The sequence below is a fragment of the Helicobacter sp. 23-1048 genome (genome assembly GCF_053654545.1).
In genome coordinates this window covers 92765-115006 of the sequence record NZ_JBSIUT010000001.1, presented here as the reverse complement: position 1 = coordinate 115006, position 22242 = coordinate 92765, and the positions used below count along the sequence as shown (strand labels likewise).

Sequence of the window (22242 nt, the reverse complement as noted above, 5' to 3'; positions counted from 1 at the left end):
CGCAAGTGAGTTTGCGTGGAATCTAGGAGGGTGCAATGTCGGCGTATGAACTTTTAACGCTAAAACGATTGTATTTACGCAAGATGTGTGGGGAGTGCTTTTGTGAGGCTATTTCTTCGCAGCCAAAACTTGCACCAAATAAACTAGAAACGCTTGGTGGCGGGGATTTACGCTCTAGTATTATGCAGTGCAGTATGTGTGGGCGCGCTAAACATACCACAAGCAGAATCCCCGGGATTATCAATCCTCAAAGCCCTCTTTGTTTTATCACACACACCCCTTTAATCACAGATTCTACTAATGCTGTGTTTTTGCAAAACAAAAGTGCGCAAATGCTCCAAAAAATTATCGCCAATGTTTTTTGCCTCCCGCTTAACAATGTTTCTATTTTGTCCTTGATAAAATGCCCATCGCAAACAAGCCCAAGTGATGATGAGGTGAGTGCGTGCATTGGATTTTTACACGCTCAAATGGCAAAGATTGCTCCTAAGGCGTGCGTAGTCTTTGGCAAAGAGTGCCTAGCACGCTTGCTTGGAGAGAGTGTCATAGATACACGACATTATGGGAGAATTTTGTGGCATAATACCCATAATTTTTTACCAACTTATTCGCTCAATGAAGTGGTGCGTAACCCTTCGCTAAAGCCAGAAGTTATGCAACATTTACAAATTGCAAAAGGAATGCTATGAAAAGAATTGTGCTTGTTTTTGGTCTTTTGGTAATGCCCTGCGTAGCCAAAAATGTCGTTATCTCACCATTGCCTCTGCCTAAAATCGAAGTCGTGAATCTAGAAACACAAAACTGCTCTAAACGATGTTTAAATAAACTGTATGAGGAGGGCGATTACATTTCTTTTATCGCGCGCTTTGGTGATGAAGAAGATGTAGAGTTACGCGCAAAACTCTCTATCGCAATGCAAGAAATTGGTATTTTAGAAATGCCAATACCTCCACAAAAAAACAATGTGGCTGGGGTAAAAATCGCTCTTTTAATGCCCAAAAAGGTCATTGGAAGATATTTTACTGCAAGTATTGATACAATTTTGTCATATCTAATGGTTCGTGGCGGGGATTTTAGCTTTGAAGTGTTTAACACGAATACAGAAGATTCTAAAGCCATACAAGAGGCTTATGACCGCGCTGTCGCAGGAGAAAACAATTTTATCATCGGTATTTTTACTGCCAATGGGGCAAAACATATTGCTCAAGATTTAGATATTAGCACGCCTATTTATTTGCCTACTATTAACGCACGACAAATTCAAAATGTCAAAATCCCCAAAAACCTCTACTTTGGCGGTATAGATTATGAAAAACAAATAGAGATTTTACTCTCTTTGAGTGGAGGGGAGCAAATTGTCGTGTATAACGATAAATCCCAAACAGGCTCATATCTTGGCTCATTATTGCACGCTAAAAACGCAAAGATAGTTTTTGAGCAGGCCATTGATGGCAAAGACGCTAAGGCATTTAATAAACTTATAGCCTCACAAAAGGGATATTTAAAATCAAGTGTAGCGATTTTTAATACACCGGGTGTCCGCACGGGGCTTATGATAAGTATAATGGGCTCAAGTGGCGCACGCCCTAGGAGAATGCTCTCAACACAAGTAAATTACGACCCATCGTTGCTTAGTCTCATTCAGCCAAGTGATAGAAAGGAATTGTTTGTCGTGAATGTGATTAACCAAGTCAATCCATATTTGTTGGAATATGCCGCCCTGCTTGGGAGAGATTTGAAGTATAATTGGGTGAATTACGCTACTGCCGTTGGTGTAGAGCTCCTTTTGGGAGAAGTTGTGGATAAAAAAAGTCGTTATTTTAATGAAAGATTCTTAAATAACCAAGTTGATTATAAGAACAAAGTGTATAAAATTTCAGGAGATAGCTTTTATGAGTGGCGTTAAGCAGCCAATGGATTCTAAATTGCTAGAATCTACTCTATCACACCACACACTTACAAGAGTTGGATTTGACTTCCGATTCTCCCCGAGCAAATGCGAGCAATGTGGCGGGAAGTGTTGTGTGGGAGAGAGTGGCTATGTATTTGTGAGTGTCGATGAAATGCTCGCAATAGCAGAATTTTTGGGATTAGAGTTTGAATCTTTTACACAAAAATTTGTGCGTAAAGTGGGTTATAAATTTTCACTTATTGAAAAAAGCCTCCCACACACAAATGTATCCAATGATTTGGCTTGCGTGTTTTTTGATGCTGGGAAGTGCGGAATTTATTCCGTTCGCCCAAAGCAATGCAGGGAGTTTCCATTTTGGGACGCGCATAGAGCAGATTCTTTAGATTCACAAGGCAAAGAATCCTTACAACAAGAATGTTTAGGAGTGCAATTTTGAAATTTTTACGAAAAACAGCCATTGCTATGCTACTTGGGATTTTGTGTTTTGGTGTCTTGCTTGGGGCATTTAATGAAGAAGAGTATATGTTTAAAGCCCTTGATTTGCAAAATACAGAGCCCAAAAAAGCGCGAGATATGTATTTGGTGCTTTATGAAGAGACACAAAAGCTCGAATATCTAAAAGAGAGCATACTTTTAAGCGTGGGGTTTGAATCACCACAAATAGTGCTGGGTTATATTAGTGATTTTTTAGCTAAAAACGGTGATGAATCTAGTGCGCCAATTTCACAAGATATGGAAATCAACAAAGCAAGCTTAGATGCCCATCTTAAACTCAATAACATTGATGAGGCACTAAAAATCGCCAAATATATAGAATCTAAAGAAGATGAGCCCGTTATCCATAATGTGCTAGGCGTTTTGTATCTTGGACTTGACCAAAAAGATGAGGCATTTAAGCATTTTGAAATTTTGTATAATCAAACGCGTTCTCCTGAAATTTTGTTGCGATTGCTCTCTTTATACAAACAAGATGGCAAAATAGACAAAGCTGTGGAATTGCTTGATTCTCACTTGAGTGAGTATCCTTGCGAAGAGGACATTTGCTTTGAGGCATTGTTGCTTTATGATAAGGCTGGAAAAATCCAAAAACTCCAAAGCATTCTCCAAGAGCAATACAACCAAGAATCTAACATTGCCAATGCGAAAAACCTTATTTACGCTTATACTTTGGGGCAGAAATACACACAGGCACTACAAATTGCAAAACTTTATCCATTTGAACCACATCTTTTGTTTGAGCTTTATGTGGGGGCGAAAGACTATAAAAACGCTCAAGCAAGCGCACTTGAAGTGTATAAAAGTTACAAAGAGCCGATGTATCTTGGATTTTCACATCTTTATGCTTTTGAAAGCCTTGCTGATAAGCAGGATACGAATCGCGTAAAAAACATTATTAGCGGTATGCAACAAGCTATTGATTTAATCCAAAAAGATTCGTTTTTAGATTCCCAAAAAGAGGGGAGCTTGGGCGTGTTTTATAATTTTGTTGGGTATTTAATGATTGATTATGATATAGATTTACAAAAGGGCGTGTGGTATGTGCAAAGGGCATTAGAGATTGCACCTAATGATGTGGCATATTTAGATTCTTTGGCGTGGGGATATTATAAGCAAAATGAATGCAAAAAAGCGCGCGAAGTGTTTTCTAAGATTCCCAAAAAAGAAATTAAAAAAGACGATGAGTTAAGCACGCATTCTAAAAAACTTAATTTGTGTAAGTAGGCATTTTTTTAGGCATTTTTGGCTATAATTGATAAAATTTCTATGCAAGTTGAGCGATTTAGAATCTAGCTAATTTGGTTTGTAAAAGGAGTAAAAATGTCTGCGAGTATGCAAAAAGTCGACCAAATAACAAGCCTACACAAAAATAATGAGTTGCAACTTTTGTGCTTTCGCTTAGAAAAGGGCAAAGATTTATATGCGGTTAATGTGTTTAAAATCCGCGAGGTTATTAAATACACAGGTTCGCTTACCATTGTAAGCCACGAGGCAAATACACTTATTGAGGGGTTGATTACCATTAGGGAGCTTACTGTGCCTCTTATTGATATGAGAAAGTGGTTTTTTTATGACCCAAGACAAAAAACCAAAGATTTGCGTAAGCACTCCATTAAGCGTCCTGCTGGGGAGGCTGATATTATTATGATTTGTGAGTTTTCTCGCTGGACTATTGGAGTGAGAATCTATGAGGCTGATAGAATCTTAAACAAAAAATGGACAGAAATCGAGCAAAGCTCAGGTGTGGGTGGTAGCGGACAAAACGCCAAGCTCGTCTCACGCACACGCTATTATGATGGCTCTTTAGTGCAGGTGGTTGATATTGAAAAAATGCTTACTGATGTGTTCCCGTGGATTGAGAAAGAAAAAGAAGAAGAAATGAACAAAGTCTCTCAAGTCCAAGCGACCAAATGTGTGCTTCTAGCCGATGATAGCCCAAGCGTGCTAAAAACAATGCAAATTATCCTAAATCGCATTGGTGTGGTGCATTATGACTTTGTTAATGGGCGCAAGTTGCTTGATTATGTGTTTTCCCCAACGACTGATATTAACAATATCGGAATGGTTATAACAGACTTAGAGATGCCAGAAGCAAGTGGGTTTGAGGTTATTAAGCAAATGAAAAATAATTCTGCTACCTCACATATCCCTATTGTGGTGAATTCTTCAATGAGTGGCTCAAGCAACGAAGATATGGCGCGTAGTCTCAATGCCGATGAGTTTATTTCAAAGTCTAATCCCGTGCAGATTGAAGCAGCGATTAGACAGCTGATGATTCACTAATTAGCTTTATTGTCAATGCGAGATAATGCTACCATTGCGCTTTTAGATTCCATTCGCACTCCTTGCTATGTCTTAGAGCGCGAGAGGCTTATACACAACCTCAATATTCTTAATAAACTCCAGCAAATAAATGGCGTAAAAGTTTTGTTGGCTCTTAAGGGATATGCGTTTTGGCGTTGCTTTGAAGAGGTGAGAGAGGTTTTAGGCGGGAGTTGCGCGAGTGGAGCGTATGAAGCGAGGCTTGGTTATGAGGAGATTGGCGGGGCAAACGATGAAAAAGAAGTTTGCGTCTTTAGCCCAGCGTATAAGGAAGTAGATTCTCTTTTGCCTTATGCCACGCATATTATTTTTAACTCCTTTGCTCAATATCAAAAATTTCTCCCACAAATCTTACATCACAATAAGCAAACCTCCCATAAAATCTCACTAGGCTTGCGCGTAAATCCTTTATACAGCGAAGTAAATCCAGAGATTTATAACCCTTGCGCACCATTTAGTCGGCTTGGAATCACACCAGATGAATTTCAAAGTGGCGTAGCGCAATTTGGCTTAGAGCATATTGAGGGATTACATTTTCACACACATTGCGAGCAAAACGCTGATGCACTCTCCCGCACTCTCCCGCACTTTATAAAATATTTTGGCAAATACATTGCAAAAATGCGTTGGATAAACTTTGGTGGCGGACATCATATCACGCGTAAAGATTATGATGTCGCGCTTTTAGATTCTTTGTTGCGTGAGTTTGTGAGCACTTATGGGTGCGAGGTGTTCTTAGAGCCCGGTGAAGCGGTGGGCTGGCAAGTGGGTGTGTTGGTAGGAAGTGTGGTGGATATTGTGCGTAATCAAAAAGACATTGCCATCATAGATGTGAGCGCGAGCGCACATATGCCAGATTGTTTAGAAATGCCATATCGTCCAAATGTGTTTAAGATTTCACAGGGCAAAATGGAATCTGATAGGGGCGAGCAACAGGGAAAATACCACTATCGCTTTGGTGGTCCTACTTGCCTCTCTGGCGATATAATTGGGGATTTTAGCTTTGATAGTCCGCTTGAGGTGGGAGATAAAGTGGTTTTTGAGGATATGTTGCATTATACTATTGTGAAAAACAACACTTTTAATGGCGTGCCATTGCCTGCACTTGGAGTGATTGAAAGGGATAAAACATTGCGAATCATAAAGGAATTTGATTATTTTGATTACAAAGAGCGAAACTAAAAGCGACATTGTCTTTGAGAATCTCCTTATGCTCGCACCTTTGGCTGGCTATACGGATTTGCCATTTAGGAGCGTGGTGAAGAGATTTGGCGCGGATATTACGGTGAGTGAAATGACAAGTGCGCACGCGCTCGTGTTTAATCCTAAAAAAACTTTGCCACTCATTGCCAAAAGCCCTAATGAAACGCCTTATAGTGTGCAAATCGCTGGCTCAAAAAAAGACATTATTACCAAAGCAGTTGAGATTTTAAACACACAGCAAGGCATTGATATTATTGATTTAAATTGTGGTTGCCCCGCTCCAAAAGTCGCCAATCACGGCAATGGCAGCGGACTTTTACAAAAATTACAACTCTTAGTTGAGATTGCAAACCTCATTAAAGAAAAAAGCAACAAAAAATATGTGAGTTTGAAATTGCGACTTGGCTTTGATAAAAAAATCCCCCTTGAAATCGCCAATGCCCTTAATGATACCAATGTGGATTTTGTGGTGATTCACGGCAGGACGAGAATGGATAAGTATAAGGCTGAACGGATAGATTATGATTCTATCGCGCTTATTAGGCGACATATTGCTATCCCGCTTATTGCAAATGGCGAGATTAAAAGCCCAAAAGATGCAAGACGCGTGATGGATATATGTGGCGCACAAGGTGTGATGATAGGTAGGGCAGCTGTGAGCGCGCCTTGGATTTTTTGGCAGATTAAGCACAATAGCGATGAACTCCCACCTATTGTAAAAAAAGACATTGTTTTGGAGCATTTTGATAAAATGATAGAATCTTATGGTGAGCGTGGAGCGATTATATTTCGCAAAAATTGCCACGCGTATAGCAAGGGGGAGCGTAATGCAAGTGAGTTTCGCACGATTATAAACTCTACCACTACGCCTAGTCAAATGCGCGAAGCGATTGAGCGATTTTTTAGTAAGTGATTTTATGACTTTAGTATAATTTCAAAACTACTACATTCAAGATCACAGCCTTCTATCAATTTCTTAATATCACGCATAATGTCATTTGTAAAAAACGCATGGTTCTCATCAATGATAGAAAAAAAAGATTGTTTTGATTTTTTTGTATCATAGGAGCTGGTGATATATTTTGGGGTGGGAGATTGTATAAAATCATAGAATTCATTGTTATGGTTTTGCACCAAATAGTCTATCACGCTTTTTGCTACATCATCAAAGTTTTTTACTATTTTTGTTTCACCATTGGGGAGTATAAGGCTTTTTATGCTAGATTCTATCAAATCAGATTCTAGAGTTAAGGTTGTATGTCGCCTATATTCTTGTGGCAAATCTTTAAAAATTTCTATATCAATAAATTTGTTATATAGCTCCTTAGAACGCTCTTGTATATCATTTAGTCCCCAAGAAGTTTTATCCCAAAAATATTGATTTAAATGTAGCGAGCCATTTTGTTTGAGAATCTGTATTTTTTCTTGCATAGATTTATTGCCTAGTTGTGAGTTGATTGCACTTAAAGTAAGATTCCCAAAAGTGTGTTTGTATTCTTTTAATTGTTCAATTTCATCGTTTTGCAAGTCTTTTTGCCATTCTTTTGTAGGGGTTTGTGGATAAAAATGCTCAATAGTAAGATTATTAGATTCTATACATTCTTTGTTGGTTGATAGCTCAATGTGATAAAGGACAAATTGAATGATTTTTTTGAGTGAATAGGCATTGACATTTATGAAGTCTTTTTCTAGCATTGTGTTGCTAGGGAAAGATTCTTTACCACTTTTTTTAGCGAGGTATTTTGCAAGCGAAGTAGCATTTATACCATCGGTTTTTTTAAGTCTATCATAGAGTTCATACAGAGTGTTTGCAAGGGCGTTGCTCTCTAGTTTGCAAATACTTCTTCTTACATTGTGTGCCACAAGGATATTAAGCATATTGTTGAAATTAGTAAAATCTAAGACTTTGTTTTGAAAGTCATTGCAAAGTCGCATTACAAATGGCAACGCCACACCAAATTGTAAGGTTTGTAGCATACCAAATTTATCACAGAGTGCGTCTTTTTGCTTAGGGTTGTCATAAGGGTCGTTAAATAATGCTTTTTCATTATTTGTTATAACTTGATAGATTTTGGCGTATTTGAGGAGGTCTTGCAATGCCTTTTGAGTATGGTTCTGAAATTCTTCTCTAAAGAGTTGTTTAAATATTTCATAGATTCTTTTTCTTTTGACTTGGAGTCCATAATACACACGCAAATATGCTTCTATAAATTTAGAGAGATTATTCTCATTGCCTAAAGTATCTTCTAGTTTTGCTATGTAATTTTTATATAAATCCTCTTGGATTGTTGGTTCTTTATCCATTAGTAAAAAATTGCGGATTAAATCCATATCATCAAGGGATTTTCCTGTGGAGTTAATAGACTCAAAAATAACTTGTGGGTTATCATTTTTTGGGTCAAGTGAGATATTGGCTATTTCGAGTTTGTTCATCGTCATATAAATAGCATCTAGAATCTTGGGTTGCTCTTTTTGAAGCTCGTCTAAAAAGAATTTGTAGTTTTGGATAATTTTAGAGTTTTTGTGTGTTTCTTGGTATTCATCACTCATCACAGATTCTAGGGCTTCTCTATCTTTTTTGATAGGCTTTAAGCGCAGTTTGTATGTATTTTTTGCCCCCCCCCCCTAATTGTTTAAAATTTAGAAAATTTGTTGTAATTTCCTCTTTTATAACTTCATTATTGCTTAGTTTTTGTATTGCTTTTAATAGTAAGGTAGTGGTGGTAAGTCGCTGTTGCCCATCAATTACGACACATTCTAATTTGTCAGCACAATCGTGGGTGATATAAGTAATTGTGCCAACAAAATGCTTTTGTTTTTGCCCATTAGCGACAGCTAATATATCCTCTAAGAGTTTTTGGCATTGTGCCTTGTCCCACGCATAATTGCGTTGATAGGTGGGGATAATAAATTGTGTTCTATTGGTTGTGAGAAATTCATTAAGATTGCTTTTGGCGATATTCATTGTGTGTCCTTTGTAGCGATAGATTAAAAATCCTAGAAGTATAGCGAAATAAAGTTATTTTATGATGTTTTGTGGCTATGCTCCCATAAAGGGAGCATTTGAGAGGATTTATTTTATTCAAATGAGTGGATTACTCCACTTCGGCGTCTATGACATCGTCATCTTTGCCTTTTTTGCCCTTTTTCTTTGGCTTTTCCTCTGTATCATTTTGGTTGTTTTGCATAGCTTGAGCCAAAGGCTGTGCCTTATCACTTAAGTTTTTAATTTTAGATTCTATTTCCTCTTTGCTTATATTTTCATTTTTAAGGCATTCCTCCAGCTCTTTTGTCGCTTCTTCAATCTCTGTGGCGACTTTAGAATCTAGAGCACTTTTATTCTCTTCTAGGCTTTTTCTGGTTTGATACACCAAGCTATCAGCTTGATTTTTAAGCTCAATAAGCTCCTTTTTCTTCGCGTCTTCTTCTTTGTGTAGCTCGGCGTCTTTTACCATTTTTTCGATTTCACTATCGCTTAACCCGCTTGAGCCCGTGATTTTAATCTCTTGGGACTTGCCTGTGGTTTTATCTTTGGCACTCACGGTTAGGATTCCATTGGCATCAATATCAAAGGTTACTTCGATTTGAGGCACACCGCGTGGCGCAGCTGGGATACCTTGCAAGTCAAATCGACCAAGCGATTTGTTGTCCTTTGCTAGCTCTCTTTCGCCCTGCAAGACATTGATAGAAACCGCTGGCTGATTGTCCTCATAAGTTGAGAATATTTGCGTTTTCTTAGTTGGGATAGTAACTCCTCGCTCCACCACTTTTGTAGAAATTCCTCCCGCTGTCTCGATTCCTAACGACAACGGCGTTACATCAAGCAACAACACATCTTTGACATCGCCCTTTAGCACGCCACCCTGTATCGCTGCACCCACAGCCACGACTTCATCGGGATTTACTGATTTGTTTAGCTCTTTGCCGATGAAGTCTTTTACGCGCTCTTGGACTTTTGGGATTCTCGTGCTTCCGCCCACCATTACCACTTCGCTTATATCGCCCTTACTTAGCCCCGCATCTTTAATCACAGAATCAATCTTTGTAATCGTTTCATCAATTAAATCCTCAATAAGGCTTTCAAACTTCGCACGCGTGAGCTTTTTGACAAAGTGCTTTGGACCGCTCGCATCTGCGGTGATAAAAGGCAGGTTGATTTCGCTCTCTTGCGCGCTTGAGAGTTCTTTTTTGGCATTTTCAGCCGCGTCTTTTAGTCGCTGGAGTGCCATCACATCAGCTTTTATGTCGATTCCACTCTCATCTTTAAATTCGCTCGCTGCCCAATCGATTATGCGGTTATCAAAGTCATCACCTCCCAAAAACGCATCTCCACCTGTGGCAAGCACTTCTACGACATTATCGCCTGTTTCTAGCACCGTAACATCAAATGTCCCGCCGCCCAAGTCATACACCATTATTTTTTCGCTTTCTTTTTTATCTAGCCCATAGGCAAGCGCGGCTGAAGTGGGCTCATTTATGATTCTAAGCACATTTAGCCCTGCAATCGTGCCTGCCTCTTTTGTCGCCTTTCGTTGAGAATCGTTAAAATACGCTGGCACCGTGATTACCGCTTCACTCACGCTCTCGCCGAGATAGCTTTCTGCGTCCTCTTTAATCTTCATCAGAATCTTCGCGCTAATCTCTTGTGGCGTGTAGGTTTTATCCGCGATTTCTACCGCGCACGCGCCATTTCTATCGACTATCTTATAAGGAAGTCGCTTCTGTGCCTCTTTTGCCTTATCCTCATTTAGCATAAGCCCCATAATGCGCTTAATGGAGTAAATCGTCTTTTGAGGATTGGTTACAGCCTGCCTTTTGGCTGGCTCGCCTACCAAAATCTCGCCCTTATCGGTAAATGCCACGATTGAAGGCGTAGTGTTTTTGCCCTCTTTGTTAGCGATGATTTTTGCCTCTGTGCCTTCATATACCGCCATTGCGGAGTTTGTAGTCCCTAAGTCTATTCCAATTACTTTTGCCATTTGTTATCCTTTGTGTTAAATTTAATCGTTTTTTACGATGCTAACCATCGCAGGGCGTAGTGTGCGCCCCTTGTAAGTGAATCCGTGTTGCAAAACCTGCGCGATTTGTCCATTTTCCTTGCCCTGCAGGGGCACTTGCATTAGACATTCGTGTAGATTTGGGTCAAATTCACTATCCGTTGCTATTGCCTCTATGCCGTGTTTGGAGAGTGCTTTATAAAAGCTCTCAAGCGTAAGTTCTAAACCCTGCGTGATTGCCTCGCTATTTTCGCTTGCTTTGGCAGATTCTAATGCCTTTTGCAAGGTATCAACCACAGGTAATAAATCTTTGCCAAAACTTTCATTTGCGTATTCCAAACTTTGATATTTCTCGCGCTCTAGCCGTTTTTTGACATTTTCAAAATCCGCATAAACACGCGTATATTGGTCTTTAAGCTCTTCATATTTTTGTTTATAATCTTCATCTAGCGATTGCTCTGTCGCATTAGTATTGTTAGAATCTTGCTCACAATCCTCTTGCAACGAAGAATCGACCGCAGATGTTTCATCTTGGCTACATTGTGCTTTTTCTTCTTCCATACTACCTCCTTAACTTGCAATGTCATCATAAAATTTACTAAAATCCCTATCCAGCGTGCCTACACAAAAAATATGCCCATTGCCCTGTGCGGTATGGACATCTTGCATTACGCCTAAATAGTTGCTTGGCAAAATTTCCTCAAAATAGATTCCATTTTGTAGCTTGTGAAACACTAATCCATCAATGATGTCTAAAAATGCCTCCTCGTTTGAGTGGAGCTCTAGCATTTCTTTCAGCGCACAGACGCAAAATCTCGATATTTGTGCCTTTGAGATAGAATCTAGTGTGTCTAAAAGCTCCCTAGCACGCACTTGATAAGCGATTTTTTTAATGTCTGTTATATCAAGATTGCATAACTCCTGTAAAAATCGCTCTAAAGTTGCGCTATAAGGCATCACAGCATAGGCTCTTTCAAATACAAGCAACAACAAATCTCCATTTAGTCGTTGGATTTTTTGGAGTTTGTTTGCTTGCTCTAAACACACGATTGCACAAATTTGGTGTGCAAAGCTTGCATTTTTAAGTCGCGTTAAATCTGTGATGACACAGGGACTTTTGCTATCGATACACTTGCGCCAATGTGCTTTTAGCGCGCTTGTGGTTGGGATTCTCCCACTGCTTATGTGGGGTTGAGAGAGCCAACCTTCTGCGACAAGAAGTTTGAAATAATTTCTAATAGTCGCAGAGGAAAACGAATTTCCACAAGTTGCTTTAAGCGATTCAGAACCGATAGGCTCTTTTAGCTTGATGTATTGTGTAATCACTTGTTCTAGTAGCAAATCTTTTTTGCCCATTGCCTCATTCCTTAAAACTTCCTACAAATATTGTTTTGCAATAAGACTACGAGAATCTTATTGACAAAAACGCAGGCATTATAACAAAATTTTTAGCAATTTGGTAAATGAATTGCTAAAAATCATAAAACTTTAGTCAAGTTATATAAACTTTTATTAGTAAAAAACTTTAGGAAATATATGTCTATTGGTTATACATTATCGAATCTTGTGGCGATTTTGTGATTTCGCGTGCATTTGGTGCTACATTTAGCTACAATGCCGTGTATGAATGTGCATACAAAAGAAGTCAGTGCCCAGATTAGAGACCAGATTACCAAAGTATCGCGTTGTATGTTTAATGCGGGGCTTTTTGGGATTTTTCACGGCTCTATTTCGGGGCGAATATCTCAAGAAAAGTTCGTAGTAAATAGGCGCAATGCAATACTTGATAGCGTTGATGAAAGTGCCCTTATGTTGCTTGATATAAACTACGACTACCGCTACAATGACGCAAGTATGGACGCGTATATCCACGCAGAAATTTATGAGAGTTTTAGTGAGGCGAAGTTTATCGTTTTTGCCGCGCCTCCAGCAGTTGTAGCCTTTTCGCTAAAAAACACCACACTAAATCCGAGCGATTACTTTGGATTTATAGGACTTTCTCAAAGCGTGCCTATCCTCGACCCAAAGGATTATGAAACTTGGGAGGAGCGCGCTAATGTCGATATTGTGAGATTCTTAAAGCAATCCCAACAAGAATTTGTCATTATTCGCGGGTATGGAATCTATGCCTTTGGACGCGATTTAACCTATGTGGCAAAGCTCATAGCCCTTATAGAGCATAGTTGCCACATTATCGCACTAAGCCAGCCTCTTGATTTAAATGTCGATGATGATAAAAGGTTTGGCGTTTAGTTCTCGCTAAAGGCTAAAATATATCGCCAACGCCGTTATGACAAAGCCAGCAAAAAATGTAAGAAACGAGCTAAGACGCCGTTTTTTGCAAAATGAAGTCATCACTAACCCTGAAAAATAAAATAAAAACATTGAGATTCCAAACCCAATGGCGATGAAGTCATAAAATGAAAACTTAAATCCCCCTAGCTCAAATTTTGTGCCCACAGATTTGTGCATAAGCATTAGCACACCATAGAGATTGCGCTTGGTTACTTGGATAACGAGTTGCCCGTCTCTGTCTTTGAGAATCATTGCGCCATAATAGATATTGCCTATGCTAAGATTCCCGCGAAACTCTTTTATTTGCGTATCACTTGGAATCTCTAAGTTATTTTGCTTGAGAGTATGCAGTATGATTTCGCTAGCTTGCTCCTTTGGCGGTATGGAATCAATGGGATACTTCCACACTTGCGCTCCAGAGTTTTGTCTGATTTCAAAAATGTATAGCACTCCCGTAAGTGCGTAAATAAACGCAGCGGTTAAGAAAAAAAGACTCAAATAAGTATGGACTTTCATCCAAAGTTGTTTATCAAATTTCATTTAAACTCCTTAATGTGATATAACCAAGTATGGTTAAAATTTGCAATACTAGGACATTTTTGTGAAATAAATGTGAATGGATTTTTGCAAAAATTGCCTAATTGTGTAAAAATTTATCATAAAATTACCGATTATGCAAATGCGTTTTTTTTTTTTTGTTATATAATGCAATGGGAAGCATTATTGCTTGCTTAACACAACATAAAACTTCAACCTAAGGGGTAAGAATGACAAAAATGACATTATTGAGAGCAATGTTTTTAGGTTTCGTCCTAAGTTTATTTGCAAACTCTCTTAGCGCGACTAGCACAGAGAACTATTCAAGGTGGCTTACGAGGCTTGGTATGGATTTAGATTATACCCACCGCAGTGTGAATGGTATGTGGATGCACGGCGTGGGGACGGGCTGGATTTTAGAGACGGCTTATATCAAAAAGCAAGTAAAAGTCGCCCTAGATGCGAGATATGGACGCACGCCTATGGATTTGCACGCAGGGTATAACACTTATGGCACTTTTGCCACTGATGTGAATATCATTAAAAATGAAGAGCGATTTAACCGCTGGCAAGGGGCAACAGGAAGATACTTAGATGTTTCGCTTAAGGCTGGCTGGAATATCGCTGATAGCATAGAAGAGCCATTTTATATCAATTTGGGCTATGTGCTATTAGATATGTTTGTTCATCACTCTAATGGGTATCCATTTGTTTTTAACCAAGTTCACGGCGGAATCTTCATAGAAGCTGAGGGTAAAAAGAGATTGGGTGATAAATTTGCGCTTACTTATCTTGGGCGAGTGTCATTAGCAGGTGCTCAAGTAGGAATTAGCGACCAAGATAAAAACCTCACAGGAAGCAATAATGGAGGGGCTATCGTTTTAAAAGCATCAAATGACATTGGCTATGAACTTCGAGCAAATGTGGGAATCACTTACGACATAGGGAAAAGGACAAGTTTTTTTGCACGGCTTAATGCAAAATACAAATATTTGCCCGCCACGCAATCCACCCAGCTCACCACCATTGCAAATAATTATGGAAACAACAACCCACTTGATACGGGCGTAGTAGGAAATCAAACCTTTAACATCGCCTATCCTAACGCTTATCAATTCTCTGGTGGGCTTAGCTTTGGCTTTGAGTTTTAAGGAGGTGGTAAATGAAACTATTTAATCAAAAATTGACAAAAACTTTTATTAGCACGCTTTTGCTTTGTGCCTCTTTGACTCCTATCGCACAAGGTGCGCAAGATTTGATTAGAGATGGATTCTATCGCCATATTGGATTTGGCGTGTCATATTGGCGTTATCTCGAAGTAGATTCACGAAATAATGATGCCTTTATAATGCGTATAGAAGCCCCTATGTTTAACATCGCTGGTAACATAGGCTATGTCTCTGCCAACGGAGTAAAATTTGATGGCTCTATCGATGCCAATGTCGCTGTGCCATTTTCTTGGTATACAGGGAGCACCCGTGATGAAAGAGACCCAAATAATGATGGGAAGTTTGTCAATCAACCAGATTTTAGCTCGTATTATAGAGCGCAGGGATTAGTGGGATATAATTTCTTAAACGGCGCAAGCGAGCGCACAACGCTCTATCTCCAAACGGGAGTAGGGTATTTCTTTAGTCGTAACGATTCGACACCGCTAGAGCGTTTGCAGGGATATTTTCATATTCCTTTGCAACTAGAGAGCGAAATTGTGCTAAGCAATTCACTCGCGCTTAACCTTATGGGTGGGGTGAATTGGGTGCTTTTTGGTAATCATTTAAGCAGGGGCACACGAGAAAACTCCACAGCCAATCTCAACACAATCCAACGAAAAGGGCTCTTTGGTGCGAGTGGCTCTGTGGGATTGCGCTATAAGACAAATGCAGGCAATGTCAGTATGATAAGGCTTATGTATGAATATTTTAGGGTGGGAGATTCCGAGCGCAGTCCAAATATGTATGTGTGGGGTGGCGTAGACCCAGTGAGTTATATAGAGCCAAAAAATAGCACACATATTCTTACTTTTCAATATTTTTGGAGCTTTTAACCTAGCTCTTAAGTTTAGCTTTAAGGGCAATATAAAGAAGCCTTAGCACTAAGCCAAGCAAGAGTTGGTTATAATGAGCCAAAAATAACTTAAAGGTTAGTATGGTTTTAGATTCCCTTAAAGAATGGATAGTTGCGTTGTGTGCACTTTTGGTTATATTTTTTATCAATGTGGGATTGCAATATTCCCATTATACACGCTACTATGAAAGCCACACAGAGCCTAAAGAGATTTATGGGCGAGTCATTGCTCAATATACAAAGAACTCACCCAAAGGCACGAGCTATGAGGTGCTAAAGATTCAAACGCAAGATGGGGCAAGTATTTATACCACCTCTAAAGAGGATATTAAAGATTTACAGCACTCTTTTGTGCGATTATGGGGGAAGAGTGCGAAATGCGAGTTTTGGCAGTATTTGCGTTCGTGCTATTTTTTTAGCTTTAGCATAAGTGTGGAATCCAAAAAAGATTATCGTGATTCTTTGCGGGAGTTTATCCTCTCTCAACACACAGATTCTCTAATGGGAGAGCTGTATAAGACACTTTATATCGCCGATTTTCTCCCAAAGTCATTGCGCGATGTGGCAAATACCTTAGGCATTGCCCACGTGATTGCTATTAGTGGATTTCATTTGGGTATTTTAAGTCTTGGGTTTGGAATCTTGCTCCATTTTTTATACAAAAGGGTGCATAGATTTTTCCCATATCGCAATAGATTCTATGATGTTGGCGCGATAGTTGTTGCGCTATTGTTTGGATATTTGGTTTTGCTTGATTTTAGTGCATCATTTTTGCGCGCGTGGGTAATGGCATTTATAGGATTTTTTCTTGCATTTATGGGAGCAAGGATTCTCCAATTTCGCTTTTTGGCGTTTATTGGGCTTGTGTGTATTGCGTTTTTCCCGCGCTTGCTTTTTAGTGTGGGGTTTTTTCTCTCGTTTTTTGGCGTGTTTTATATTTATCTGTTTATGCACCATTGTAAAGAGCTTGGGAATCTTGCGCGTAGAGATTATGTGGCTAAAAGCAAAGATTCTCTTATTTGTGCGTATTTTTTCCATCATTTTTGGACGCACAAATTTTATGTTTTAGTGCTTTTGCCTGTGTTTTTTAATGCGGTGATTTTTGTCAATATGCTGATTTTGGTGCATTTCTTTTTCCCGTATTTCAGCGTTTATACCATTGCTTCAATCCCCATAACAATAGGCTTTACGCTCTTTTTCCCCGCGAGCATTATCGCGCATTGCTTAAGTGTGGGTAATGTGTTTGATGATTTTTTGGTGTGGCTTTTTAGTTTGGATTTGCAAGCTGTTGAGGTCTTTAGTAGCGCGCCGATATTTTTTGGCTACCTAATCTTAAGCATTTTTGCTATTAGGTTTAGGGTTGCTTATATTGCCTTAAATGGCGTTGGAGTGCTATTTTTGGTGTGGTTGTATTATAACGCACTAGGTTAGCGGAGGGATTCTCATTTTGCGCTAAAGCAATGGGATTATTTTACTTCGTAGTAAAACGCCTCGCCACCTATATCAGTTTTAATCTTTAATAGCTCTCTATTCGCATCGGTGCGAGAAGTAAAAGGACCAATCAAATATTTTGTGCCACCATTTTCTGGTTTCACACGATAGCTATAACTTCCAATTTTACCCAAAAACTCTTTGTTTGGCGTATTTTCAAAGCTCCCCACTTGGATATAATGCCCTCTTTGCGCGACTTGCCCATTTTTTGACTTATCTGTCGTGTTTTTTGGAGCTTGAGTATTTTGGCTCTTTGGTGGTTGCGCTTGAGGTTGAGCGGGTTTTGGTGTAGCTTGCGCTGGCTTTGGGGTTTGCGCTGGTTGCGCGCTCTTTGGTGGTTGCGCTTGAGCTACTTGAGGTGGCGTTGGTTGTGCTTGTGTGGGCGGTGTGATTTGCTCTGGTGTGGGTTCTTTTGCCTGCATATCAACATTTTGTGTTTGCTCTAGTAAAGGTTGTGTTTGCTCCTGTGGCGCAGGAGTAGTGCCTTGCGCTTGTGCCTCTTGTCGTTCTTGGATTTGTCGCACAATGTCATTAAACCTATCTTCATTGCTAGCTTGTGTATCCACAGGTGTAAAGGGCGATTGCTCCTCTTGTTGTTCTTGCAAATTAGAATCTTGGGCGAGTTGCTGCTCGCTAGTTTGTTCTTTTTGTTCATTTGGAGTGCTTGTTAATACAAATACAGCCAAAATGCCTGCCAGCACGACTGCAGCAATAACAAGCAAAATAACTTTTTTATTGCGGTTATTCTCTGGTGCATTGTCAATCAAAATATCACTAAATCTATCTTCCATTGTAGTTCTCCTTTAATAAGGTTACATATGCTTCGCCCACGATGCTCCGCGCTCCTTAGCAAAGACTTCATAAGGTATGGCTAAGATATTAAAATTTTGCGGAAGTTCATTATTGGGGAAAACACGCCATTCTAGCGGGCAATTTTGAGCGAGTTTAAATGAAAGCATTTTTGCCAACCTTTTGCCCTCATTTAAATCCGTGTGTCCTTTATGTATGTATAAATGCAGATGTCCTGGTGTCTTTGTGGTATAGGCAGTGAAGTTGATAAATCCCTCATCGCGCAACAAAAGTTGCGCACGGTGATAGAATCTATCGGTATTGCGTCCATTATAATCAAAAACAATATTTTCTACTTTAGAATCTTTGAGAACAAGTGAATGGGCTACGGTGATTTCCTTGCGCCAATGTCGCTGGATAATACCCAAACTAAGGGGAGAATTTACCTCGCTAAATTTGTCATATAAGATTCTCCCGTTATATACGATTTTTTCGCCAATGCCATCTTTTTTTTGGTGGTAGTGAGAAGTGTCTAATTTGATAAGTTTTAAATCCATTTCTGTCATATTCTACACCCCCTTATCCTGTCTAAATACCAAATCGCCATTTTAGTAAATTGCCTTATCATAAATGATAAAATCTTTGGAGAATTCAGCAATTTCCTTAGCGATTTTTTCTTGTAGTGCAGTATTTGTAATATCATCTAAAATGTCAGCAATTTTTGTGCCGATAAATGAGAATTCACTCTCTTTCATACCGCGTGCAGTAAGGGCTGGTGAGCCAATGCGAATCCCACTCGTGATAAATGGCGAGCGAATCTCTCCGGGCACGGTGTTTTTATTGACCGTTATATTGGCGTTCCCAAGTGCTAAATCCGCATCTTTGCCACTAAAATCTTTATCTAAAAAGCTCATTAGCACAAGGTGGTTATCCGTGCCACCACTTACAAGTTTATATCCTCGATTTGTAAGCACTTTGGCAAGTTCTTTAATGTTGAGTTTTACTTGTTTGGCGTAAGTTTTCCATTCTGGCTTTAGATTCTCTAAAAAACCTGTCGCCTTGCCAGCGATGATGTGCATTAGCGGTCCACCTTGTAATGCGGGGAATACAGCCTTGTTGATTTTTTTGGCAAGCTCTTCGTCATTTGTCATTATGATTCCCCCGCGTGGTCCTCGTAAAGTCTTGTGTGTCGTGGTGGTAACGATATGGCAATGCGGGAATGGATTAGGATATTCGCCTGCAACTACAAGTCCAGCAATGTGTGCAATATCGCCCATTAAAAGCGCACCCACAGAATCTGCAATCTCACGGAATCTCTTAAAGTCAAGTTCCCTTGTATAAGCTGAAAAGCCACATACAATGATATTTGGTTTAACTACTTGTGCGTATTGTGCGACTTTGTCATAATCAATATAGCCATTAAGCTCCACACCATAAAAAAAGCTTTGATAGAGTTGTCCGCTTACGCTTACCTTTGCGCCGTGTGTCAAATGCCCGCCGTGGCTTAAATCCATTCCTAAGATTTTGTCATAAGGTTTAAGCAATGCCGCATACACCGCGCCATTTGCTTGAGAGCCAGAGTGTGGTTGGACATTGGCAAATTCACAGCCAAAGAGCTTTTTTGCCCGCTCAATCGCAATATTTTCAATTTCATCGACAAATTCACAACCGCCGTAATATCGCTTACCCGGATAGCCCTCAGCGTATTTGTTTGTGAGGATACTACCCATTGCTTCCATCACACTTGGGAAAGTAAAGTTTTCACTCGCAATCATCTCTAAATGTGTATTTTGGCGTGCTAATTCTTTGTTTATGAGGTTGAAAATTTCACTATCGCTTTGCTCTAAATATCCCATTATTTTGTAATCCTTGTCCTTTAATTTTTATCCTCTAGTATATCATAATTTCCCTTATGGATTTTAAGTGCGGGGAATAAAATCACATCTTTTATACTTTTTTGGTTGGTAAGGAGCATTATAAGTCTATCAATACCAATGCCCTCTCCCGCAGTGGGTGGCATACCATATCCCAACGCCCATACGAAGTCTTCGTCCATATACTGCGCTTCCTCATCGCCTGCATCTTTTTGACGCACCTGCTCTTCAAATCGCGCTTTTTGGTCTAGCGGGTCGTTTAATTCATTAAACCCATTGGCAATCTCGCGTCCAGCGATAAAGAGCTCAAATCGCTCTGCAATCTCGCTATCCTCATCGCTTCTACGCGCTAGCGGGCTAAGCTCAATGGGGTAGTGCGTGATAAAAGTGGGGTTAATGAGTTGAGATTCTACAAATTCGCTAAACGCCTCATCTAAAAGTTTGCCATAAGTGCTATTAGGCAGGAGTTTAATGCCTTTTTGGCGTAAAAACTCCGCTAACTTCTCTTTAGATTCTATAATCCTCCTATCAAGCCCTCCAATTTCGGTGAGGGAATCCATAAATGATATTTCTCTCCACTTCGTTAAATCAATGCTTTGCTCATCAAAGGGAATAACATTTGGCAACTCTAAAGTGCGCAACAAAAAGGCAAAAAGTTCCTTTGTAAGATTCATTAAATCCGTGTAAGTGTGGTAAGCCCAATAAAATTCTATGCTACTAAATTCTGGATTATGTGTAGAATCTACACCTTCATTTCTAAAATTGCGGTTGATTTCATACACCGCTTCAAACCCACCTACTATAAGTCGTTTGAGATAAAGTTCTGGCGCGATTCTCAAATATCTATCCGCATCAAGTGCATTGTGATGGGTGATAAATGGCTTGGCATTCGCGCCACCGGGTATTGGGTGGAGCATCGGCGTTTCGACTTCTAAAAACCCCTTTTTATCAAAGAAGTCCCGCACGCACGCGATAATTTTGCTTCGTAGCACAAAAGTTTGCTTTACATCATCATTTACGATTAAATCCACATATCGCTGGCGGTATCGTAGCTCTATATCGCTAAGCCCGTGAAATTTCTCAGGGAGTGGCACGATAGCCTTGCTTAAAATGCTAAATTCTAGGGCGTGAATGCTAAGCTCGCCCATTTTGGTTACAAAGCCAAAACCACAAACATTCACAAAGTCGCCAACTTCAAGGATTTTTTTGACTTCGTCAAATTGCTCGCCCAACTCATTTGTGCTTATATATGCTTGCAAAATGCCGCTTTGGTCTTGTATTTTGATAAAGCACGCCTTTCCCATAAGGCGGATAAATCGCACGCGTCCAACCACGCATTCACAAGGCTTTGAATCGTTTGGAGTGCTTGTATCATTAGCGTCTTGTTGTGCTTTTAAAAAGGCATATTTTTGCAAAAATTCTGCGTTGCTAAGCGTGCGTTTGGCATTTGTGCTGTATGGATTTTTGCCAATTTCTCGCAAAGAAGAGGCTTTTTTAATGCGTTGCTGGATATAAAAATTTGAAAACATTACTTCTTTGCTTCACTTTTTGCATTTTTTTGGTTAGGTTGGTTGGCTGGTTTTTTGGATTTGTTTTGGGCGTCTTTTTGTAGAGATTGCGCTCCCTTTTTTACCTCTTTTTTTGCTTTTTGCACCGCCCCAAAAATCACAGAATCTAAATGCAACGCCTTGCTAAAAGATTCTATAAATTTATAGCTGTGGGTTTGTGTTTTGAGTTGTTTTGTGAAGTTTTGTAAAAATGGAATCTGTGCGAGAAAAAATACCAACAAAGCCAATAGAGCAAAGGATTTCACCACACCAAGCGAGAAGCCAAGCACATTATCTATACGCCCCGCAATGCTGTTTTCAAGTCTTTGAGCCAAAAATTCGCTAATGAAAATGATGATAACCCACGAAATGCAAAGCACCAACACAAATCCAATGATGGAATCTATTTGGTCATCAAAATGATAGACATAGTGTCCAAATACCAGCCCTGCGTTAATGTAGAGTTTAGTCGCCAAAGATATGCCAACGATGATTCCAATCAGCGAGCCACAGCTACGAATAAACCCACGATGAAATCCCTTGACGCTCAAAAGTAGCAACAGCACCACAAAGCACACATCAATATAATGTATATTTTCCATTCAAAAAATCCTAAGAATCTCTTAAATATTGCATAATATTCCACTTTTTCATTAAGGCAATCACCAAAATTCAAAAGACAAGTATTATACAATTTTTACACGAAAAGTGGT

22 protein-coding genes are annotated in these 22242 nt (G+C 39.6%); 11 read left to right on the top strand and 11 right to left on the bottom strand.

Annotated features, from left to right (window positions below; genetic code table 11):
* The first annotated feature begins 35 nt into the window (after positions 1–35).
* From ACWIWK_RS00560 to ACWIWK_RS00530, 7 genes are all read left to right on the top strand, one after another.
* Positions 36–689: a uracil-DNA glycosylase family protein gene (locus ACWIWK_RS00560; RefSeq protein ID WP_454149874.1), complete on the top strand. Its 654-nt coding sequence runs from the start codon at positions 36–38 to the stop codon at positions 687–689.
* The gene (locus ACWIWK_RS00555) at positions 686–1906 is read left to right on the top strand and encodes a hypothetical protein (RefSeq protein WP_454149872.1); all 1221 of its coding nucleotides are present in this window, start codon (positions 686–688) and stop codon (positions 1904–1906) included. The genes ACWIWK_RS00560 and ACWIWK_RS00555 overlap by 4 nt, the downstream gene beginning before the upstream one ends.
* Positions 1907–1913: 7 nt before the next feature.
* Entirely contained in the window at positions 1914–2348 is a 435-nt protein-coding gene (locus tag ACWIWK_RS00550) for a YkgJ family cysteine cluster protein (protein WP_454151992.1), read from the top strand.
* Positions 2345–3634, top strand: a complete 1290-nt coding sequence (locus ACWIWK_RS00545) for a tetratricopeptide repeat protein (protein WP_454149870.1) — start codon at positions 2345–2347, stop codon at positions 3632–3634. The genes ACWIWK_RS00550 and ACWIWK_RS00545 overlap by 4 nt, the downstream gene beginning before the upstream one ends.
* Positions 3635–3730: 96 nt before the next feature.
* Positions 3731–4693: a chemotaxis protein CheW gene (locus ACWIWK_RS00540; RefSeq protein ID WP_454149868.1), complete on the top strand. Its 963-nt coding sequence runs from the start codon at positions 3731–3733 to the stop codon at positions 4691–4693.
* A gap of 15 nt (positions 4694–4708) precedes the next feature.
* Positions 4709–5914, top strand: a complete 1206-nt coding sequence (gene nspC, locus ACWIWK_RS00535) for a carboxynorspermidine decarboxylase (protein ID WP_454149866.1) — start codon at positions 4709–4711, stop codon at positions 5912–5914.
* A gap of 28 nt (positions 5915–5942) precedes the next feature.
* Entirely contained in the window at positions 5943–6848 is a 906-nt protein-coding gene (locus ACWIWK_RS00530) for a tRNA dihydrouridine synthase (RefSeq protein ID WP_454151991.1), read from the top strand.
* A gap of 2 nt (positions 6849–6850) precedes the next feature.
* Here the strand turns inward: ACWIWK_RS00530 and ACWIWK_RS00525 are convergent, their stop codons facing one another.
* The 5 genes from ACWIWK_RS00525 to ACWIWK_RS00505 all read right to left on the bottom strand — a co-directional run bounded on the left by ACWIWK_RS00525 (position 6851) and on the right by ACWIWK_RS00505 (position 12288).
* Complete coding sequence (locus tag ACWIWK_RS00525) at positions 6851–8485, bottom strand: HNH endonuclease family protein (protein WP_454149864.1); 1635 nt, start codon at positions 8483–8485, stop codon at positions 6851–6853.
* 19 nt (positions 8486–8504) lie between these two features.
* Positions 8505–8900 (bottom strand): DUF262 domain-containing protein, encoded by a 396-nt coding sequence (locus ACWIWK_RS00520; protein ID WP_454149862.1) that lies wholly within the window; start codon positions 8898–8900, stop codon positions 8505–8507.
* A 130-nt stretch (positions 8901–9030) separates the two neighbouring features.
* Positions 9031–10914 carry a molecular chaperone DnaK gene (gene dnaK / locus ACWIWK_RS00515; protein ID WP_454149860.1) on the bottom strand — a complete coding sequence of 628 codons (1884 nt, stop codon included), beginning with the start codon at positions 10912–10914 and terminating at the stop codon, positions 9031–9033.
* Between the two features lie 21 nt (positions 10915–10935).
* Positions 10936–11493, bottom strand: a complete 558-nt coding sequence (gene grpE / locus ACWIWK_RS00510; protein ID WP_454149858.1) for a nucleotide exchange factor GrpE — start codon at positions 11491–11493, stop codon at positions 10936–10938.
* A gap of 9 nt (positions 11494–11502) precedes the next feature.
* The gene (locus ACWIWK_RS00505) at positions 11503–12288 is read right to left on the bottom strand and encodes an HrcA family transcriptional regulator (RefSeq protein ID WP_454149856.1); all 786 of its coding nucleotides are present in this window, start codon (positions 12286–12288) and stop codon (positions 11503–11505) included.
* Positions 12289–12555: 267 nt separating this feature from the next.
* Here ACWIWK_RS00505 and ACWIWK_RS00500 point away from each other — a divergent pair, with 267 nt between their 5' ends.
* Positions 12556–13185: a class II aldolase/adducin family protein gene (locus ACWIWK_RS00500; protein ID WP_454149854.1), complete on the top strand. Its 630-nt coding sequence runs from the start codon at positions 12556–12558 to the stop codon at positions 13183–13185.
* A 6-nt stretch (positions 13186–13191) separates the two neighbouring features.
* Here the strand turns inward: ACWIWK_RS00500 and ACWIWK_RS00495 are convergent, their stop codons facing one another.
* Entirely contained in the window at positions 13192–13767 is a 576-nt protein-coding gene (locus tag ACWIWK_RS00495; RefSeq protein ID WP_454149852.1) for a hypothetical protein, read from the bottom strand.
* 227 nt (positions 13768–13994) lie between these two features.
* On the opposite strand from ACWIWK_RS00495, the gene ACWIWK_RS00490 reads away from it, so the two are divergent.
* From ACWIWK_RS00490 to ACWIWK_RS00480, 3 genes are all read left to right on the top strand, one after another.
* A complete protein-coding gene (locus tag ACWIWK_RS00490; RefSeq protein WP_454149850.1) occupies positions 13995–14915 on the top strand; it encodes a hypothetical protein in 921 nt (306 codons plus the stop codon).
* 11 nt (positions 14916–14926) lie between these two features.
* On the top strand, positions 14927–15808 hold the full coding sequence (locus tag ACWIWK_RS00485) for a hypothetical protein (protein ID WP_454149848.1): 882 nt from the start codon (positions 14927–14929) through the stop codon (positions 15806–15808).
* A gap of 101 nt (positions 15809–15909) precedes the next feature.
* Positions 15910–17259: a ComEC/Rec2 family competence protein gene (locus ACWIWK_RS00480; protein WP_454149846.1), complete on the top strand. Its 1350-nt coding sequence runs from the start codon at positions 15910–15912 to the stop codon at positions 17257–17259.
* Between the two features lie 35 nt (positions 17260–17294).
* On the opposite strand, the gene ACWIWK_RS00475 is transcribed toward ACWIWK_RS00480, so the two are convergent.
* From ACWIWK_RS00475 to ACWIWK_RS00455, 5 genes are read right to left on the bottom strand one after another with little or no spacing between them, the layout of a single operon-like run.
* Positions 17295–18110 carry an SPOR domain-containing protein gene (locus ACWIWK_RS00475; RefSeq protein WP_454149844.1) on the bottom strand — a complete coding sequence of 272 codons (816 nt, stop codon included), beginning with the start codon at positions 18108–18110 and terminating at the stop codon, positions 17295–17297.
* A 21-nt stretch (positions 18111–18131) separates the two neighbouring features.
* Positions 18132–18674: a DUF1882 domain-containing protein gene (locus tag ACWIWK_RS00470; RefSeq protein ID WP_454149842.1), complete on the bottom strand. Its 543-nt coding sequence runs from the start codon at positions 18672–18674 to the stop codon at positions 18132–18134.
* Positions 18675–18716: 42 nt separating this feature from the next.
* On the bottom strand, positions 18717–19964 hold the full coding sequence (locus ACWIWK_RS00465; RefSeq protein WP_454149840.1) for a serine hydroxymethyltransferase: 1248 nt from the start codon (positions 19962–19964) through the stop codon (positions 18717–18719).
* Between the two features lie 20 nt (positions 19965–19984).
* Complete coding sequence (lysS, locus tag ACWIWK_RS00460) at positions 19985–21511, bottom strand: lysine--tRNA ligase (protein WP_454149838.1); 1527 nt, start codon at positions 21509–21511, stop codon at positions 19985–19987.
* Positions 21511–22131, bottom strand: a complete 621-nt coding sequence (locus tag ACWIWK_RS00455) for a CvpA family protein (protein WP_454149836.1) — start codon at positions 22129–22131, stop codon at positions 21511–21513. Before ACWIWK_RS00455 ends, lysS begins: the two co-directional genes overlap by 1 nt.
* Positions 22132–22242 lie beyond the last annotated feature (111 nt).

What these genes read in the sequence shown, in the direction of transcription:
- ACWIWK_RS00560 (WP_454149874.1), top strand. Translation starts at nt 36, where the DNA reads ATGTCGGCGTATGAACTTTTAACGCTAAAACGATTGTATTTACGCAAG.
- ACWIWK_RS00555 (WP_454149872.1), top strand. Translation starts at nt 686, where the DNA reads ATGAAAAGAATTGTGCTTGTTTTTGGTCTTTTGGTAATGCCCTGCGTA.
- ACWIWK_RS00550 (WP_454151992.1), top strand. Translation starts at nt 1,914, where the DNA reads ATGGATTCTAAATTGCTAGAATCTACTCTATCACACCACACACTTACA.
- ACWIWK_RS00540 (WP_454149868.1), top strand. Translation starts at nt 3,731, where the DNA reads ATGTCTGCGAGTATGCAAAAAGTCGACCAAATAACAAGCCTACACAAA.
- nspC (WP_454149866.1), top strand. Translation starts at nt 4,709, where the DNA reads ATGCGAGATAATGCTACCATTGCGCTTTTAGATTCCATTCGCACTCCT.
- ACWIWK_RS00530 (WP_454151991.1), top strand. Translation starts at nt 5,943, where the DNA reads ATGCTCGCACCTTTGGCTGGCTATACGGATTTGCCATTTAGGAGCGTG.
- ACWIWK_RS00525 (WP_454149864.1), bottom strand. Translation starts at nt 8,485, where the DNA reads ATGAGTGATGAATACCAAGAAACACACAAAAACTCTAAAATTATCCAA.
- ACWIWK_RS00520 (WP_454149862.1), bottom strand. Translation starts at nt 8,900, where the DNA reads ATGAATATCGCCAAAAGCAATCTTAATGAATTTCTCACAACCAATAGA.
- dnaK (WP_454149860.1), bottom strand. Translation starts at nt 10,914, where the DNA reads ATGGCAAAAGTAATTGGAATAGACTTAGGGACTACAAACTCCGCAATG.
- grpE (WP_454149858.1), bottom strand. Translation starts at nt 11,493, where the DNA reads ATGGAAGAAGAAAAAGCACAATGTAGCCAAGATGAAACATCTGCGGTC.
- ACWIWK_RS00505 (WP_454149856.1), bottom strand. Translation starts at nt 12,288, where the DNA reads ATGGGCAAAAAAGATTTGCTACTAGAACAAGTGATTACACAATACATC.
- ACWIWK_RS00500 (WP_454149854.1), top strand. Translation starts at nt 12,556, where the DNA reads ATGAATGTGCATACAAAAGAAGTCAGTGCCCAGATTAGAGACCAGATT.
- ACWIWK_RS00495 (WP_454149852.1), bottom strand. Translation starts at nt 13,767, where the DNA reads ATGAAATTTGATAAACAACTTTGGATGAAAGTCCATACTTATTTGAGT.
- ACWIWK_RS00490 (WP_454149850.1), top strand. Translation starts at nt 13,995, where the DNA reads ATGACAAAAATGACATTATTGAGAGCAATGTTTTTAGGTTTCGTCCTA.
- ACWIWK_RS00485 (WP_454149848.1), top strand. Translation starts at nt 14,927, where the DNA reads ATGAAACTATTTAATCAAAAATTGACAAAAACTTTTATTAGCACGCTT.
- ACWIWK_RS00480 (WP_454149846.1), top strand. Translation starts at nt 15,910, where the DNA reads ATGGTTTTAGATTCCCTTAAAGAATGGATAGTTGCGTTGTGTGCACTT.
- ACWIWK_RS00475 (WP_454149844.1), bottom strand. Translation starts at nt 18,110, where the DNA reads ATGGAAGATAGATTTAGTGATATTTTGATTGACAATGCACCAGAGAAT.
- ACWIWK_RS00470 (WP_454149842.1), bottom strand. Translation starts at nt 18,674, where the DNA reads ATGACAGAAATGGATTTAAAACTTATCAAATTAGACACTTCTCACTAC.
- ACWIWK_RS00465 (WP_454149840.1), bottom strand. Translation starts at nt 19,964, where the DNA reads ATGGGATATTTAGAGCAAAGCGATAGTGAAATTTTCAACCTCATAAAC.
- lysS (WP_454149838.1), bottom strand. Translation starts at nt 21,511, where the DNA reads ATGTTTTCAAATTTTTATATCCAGCAACGCATTAAAAAAGCCTCTTCT.
- ACWIWK_RS00455 (WP_454149836.1), bottom strand. Translation starts at nt 22,131, where the DNA reads ATGGAAAATATACATTATATTGATGTGTGCTTTGTGGTGCTGTTGCTA.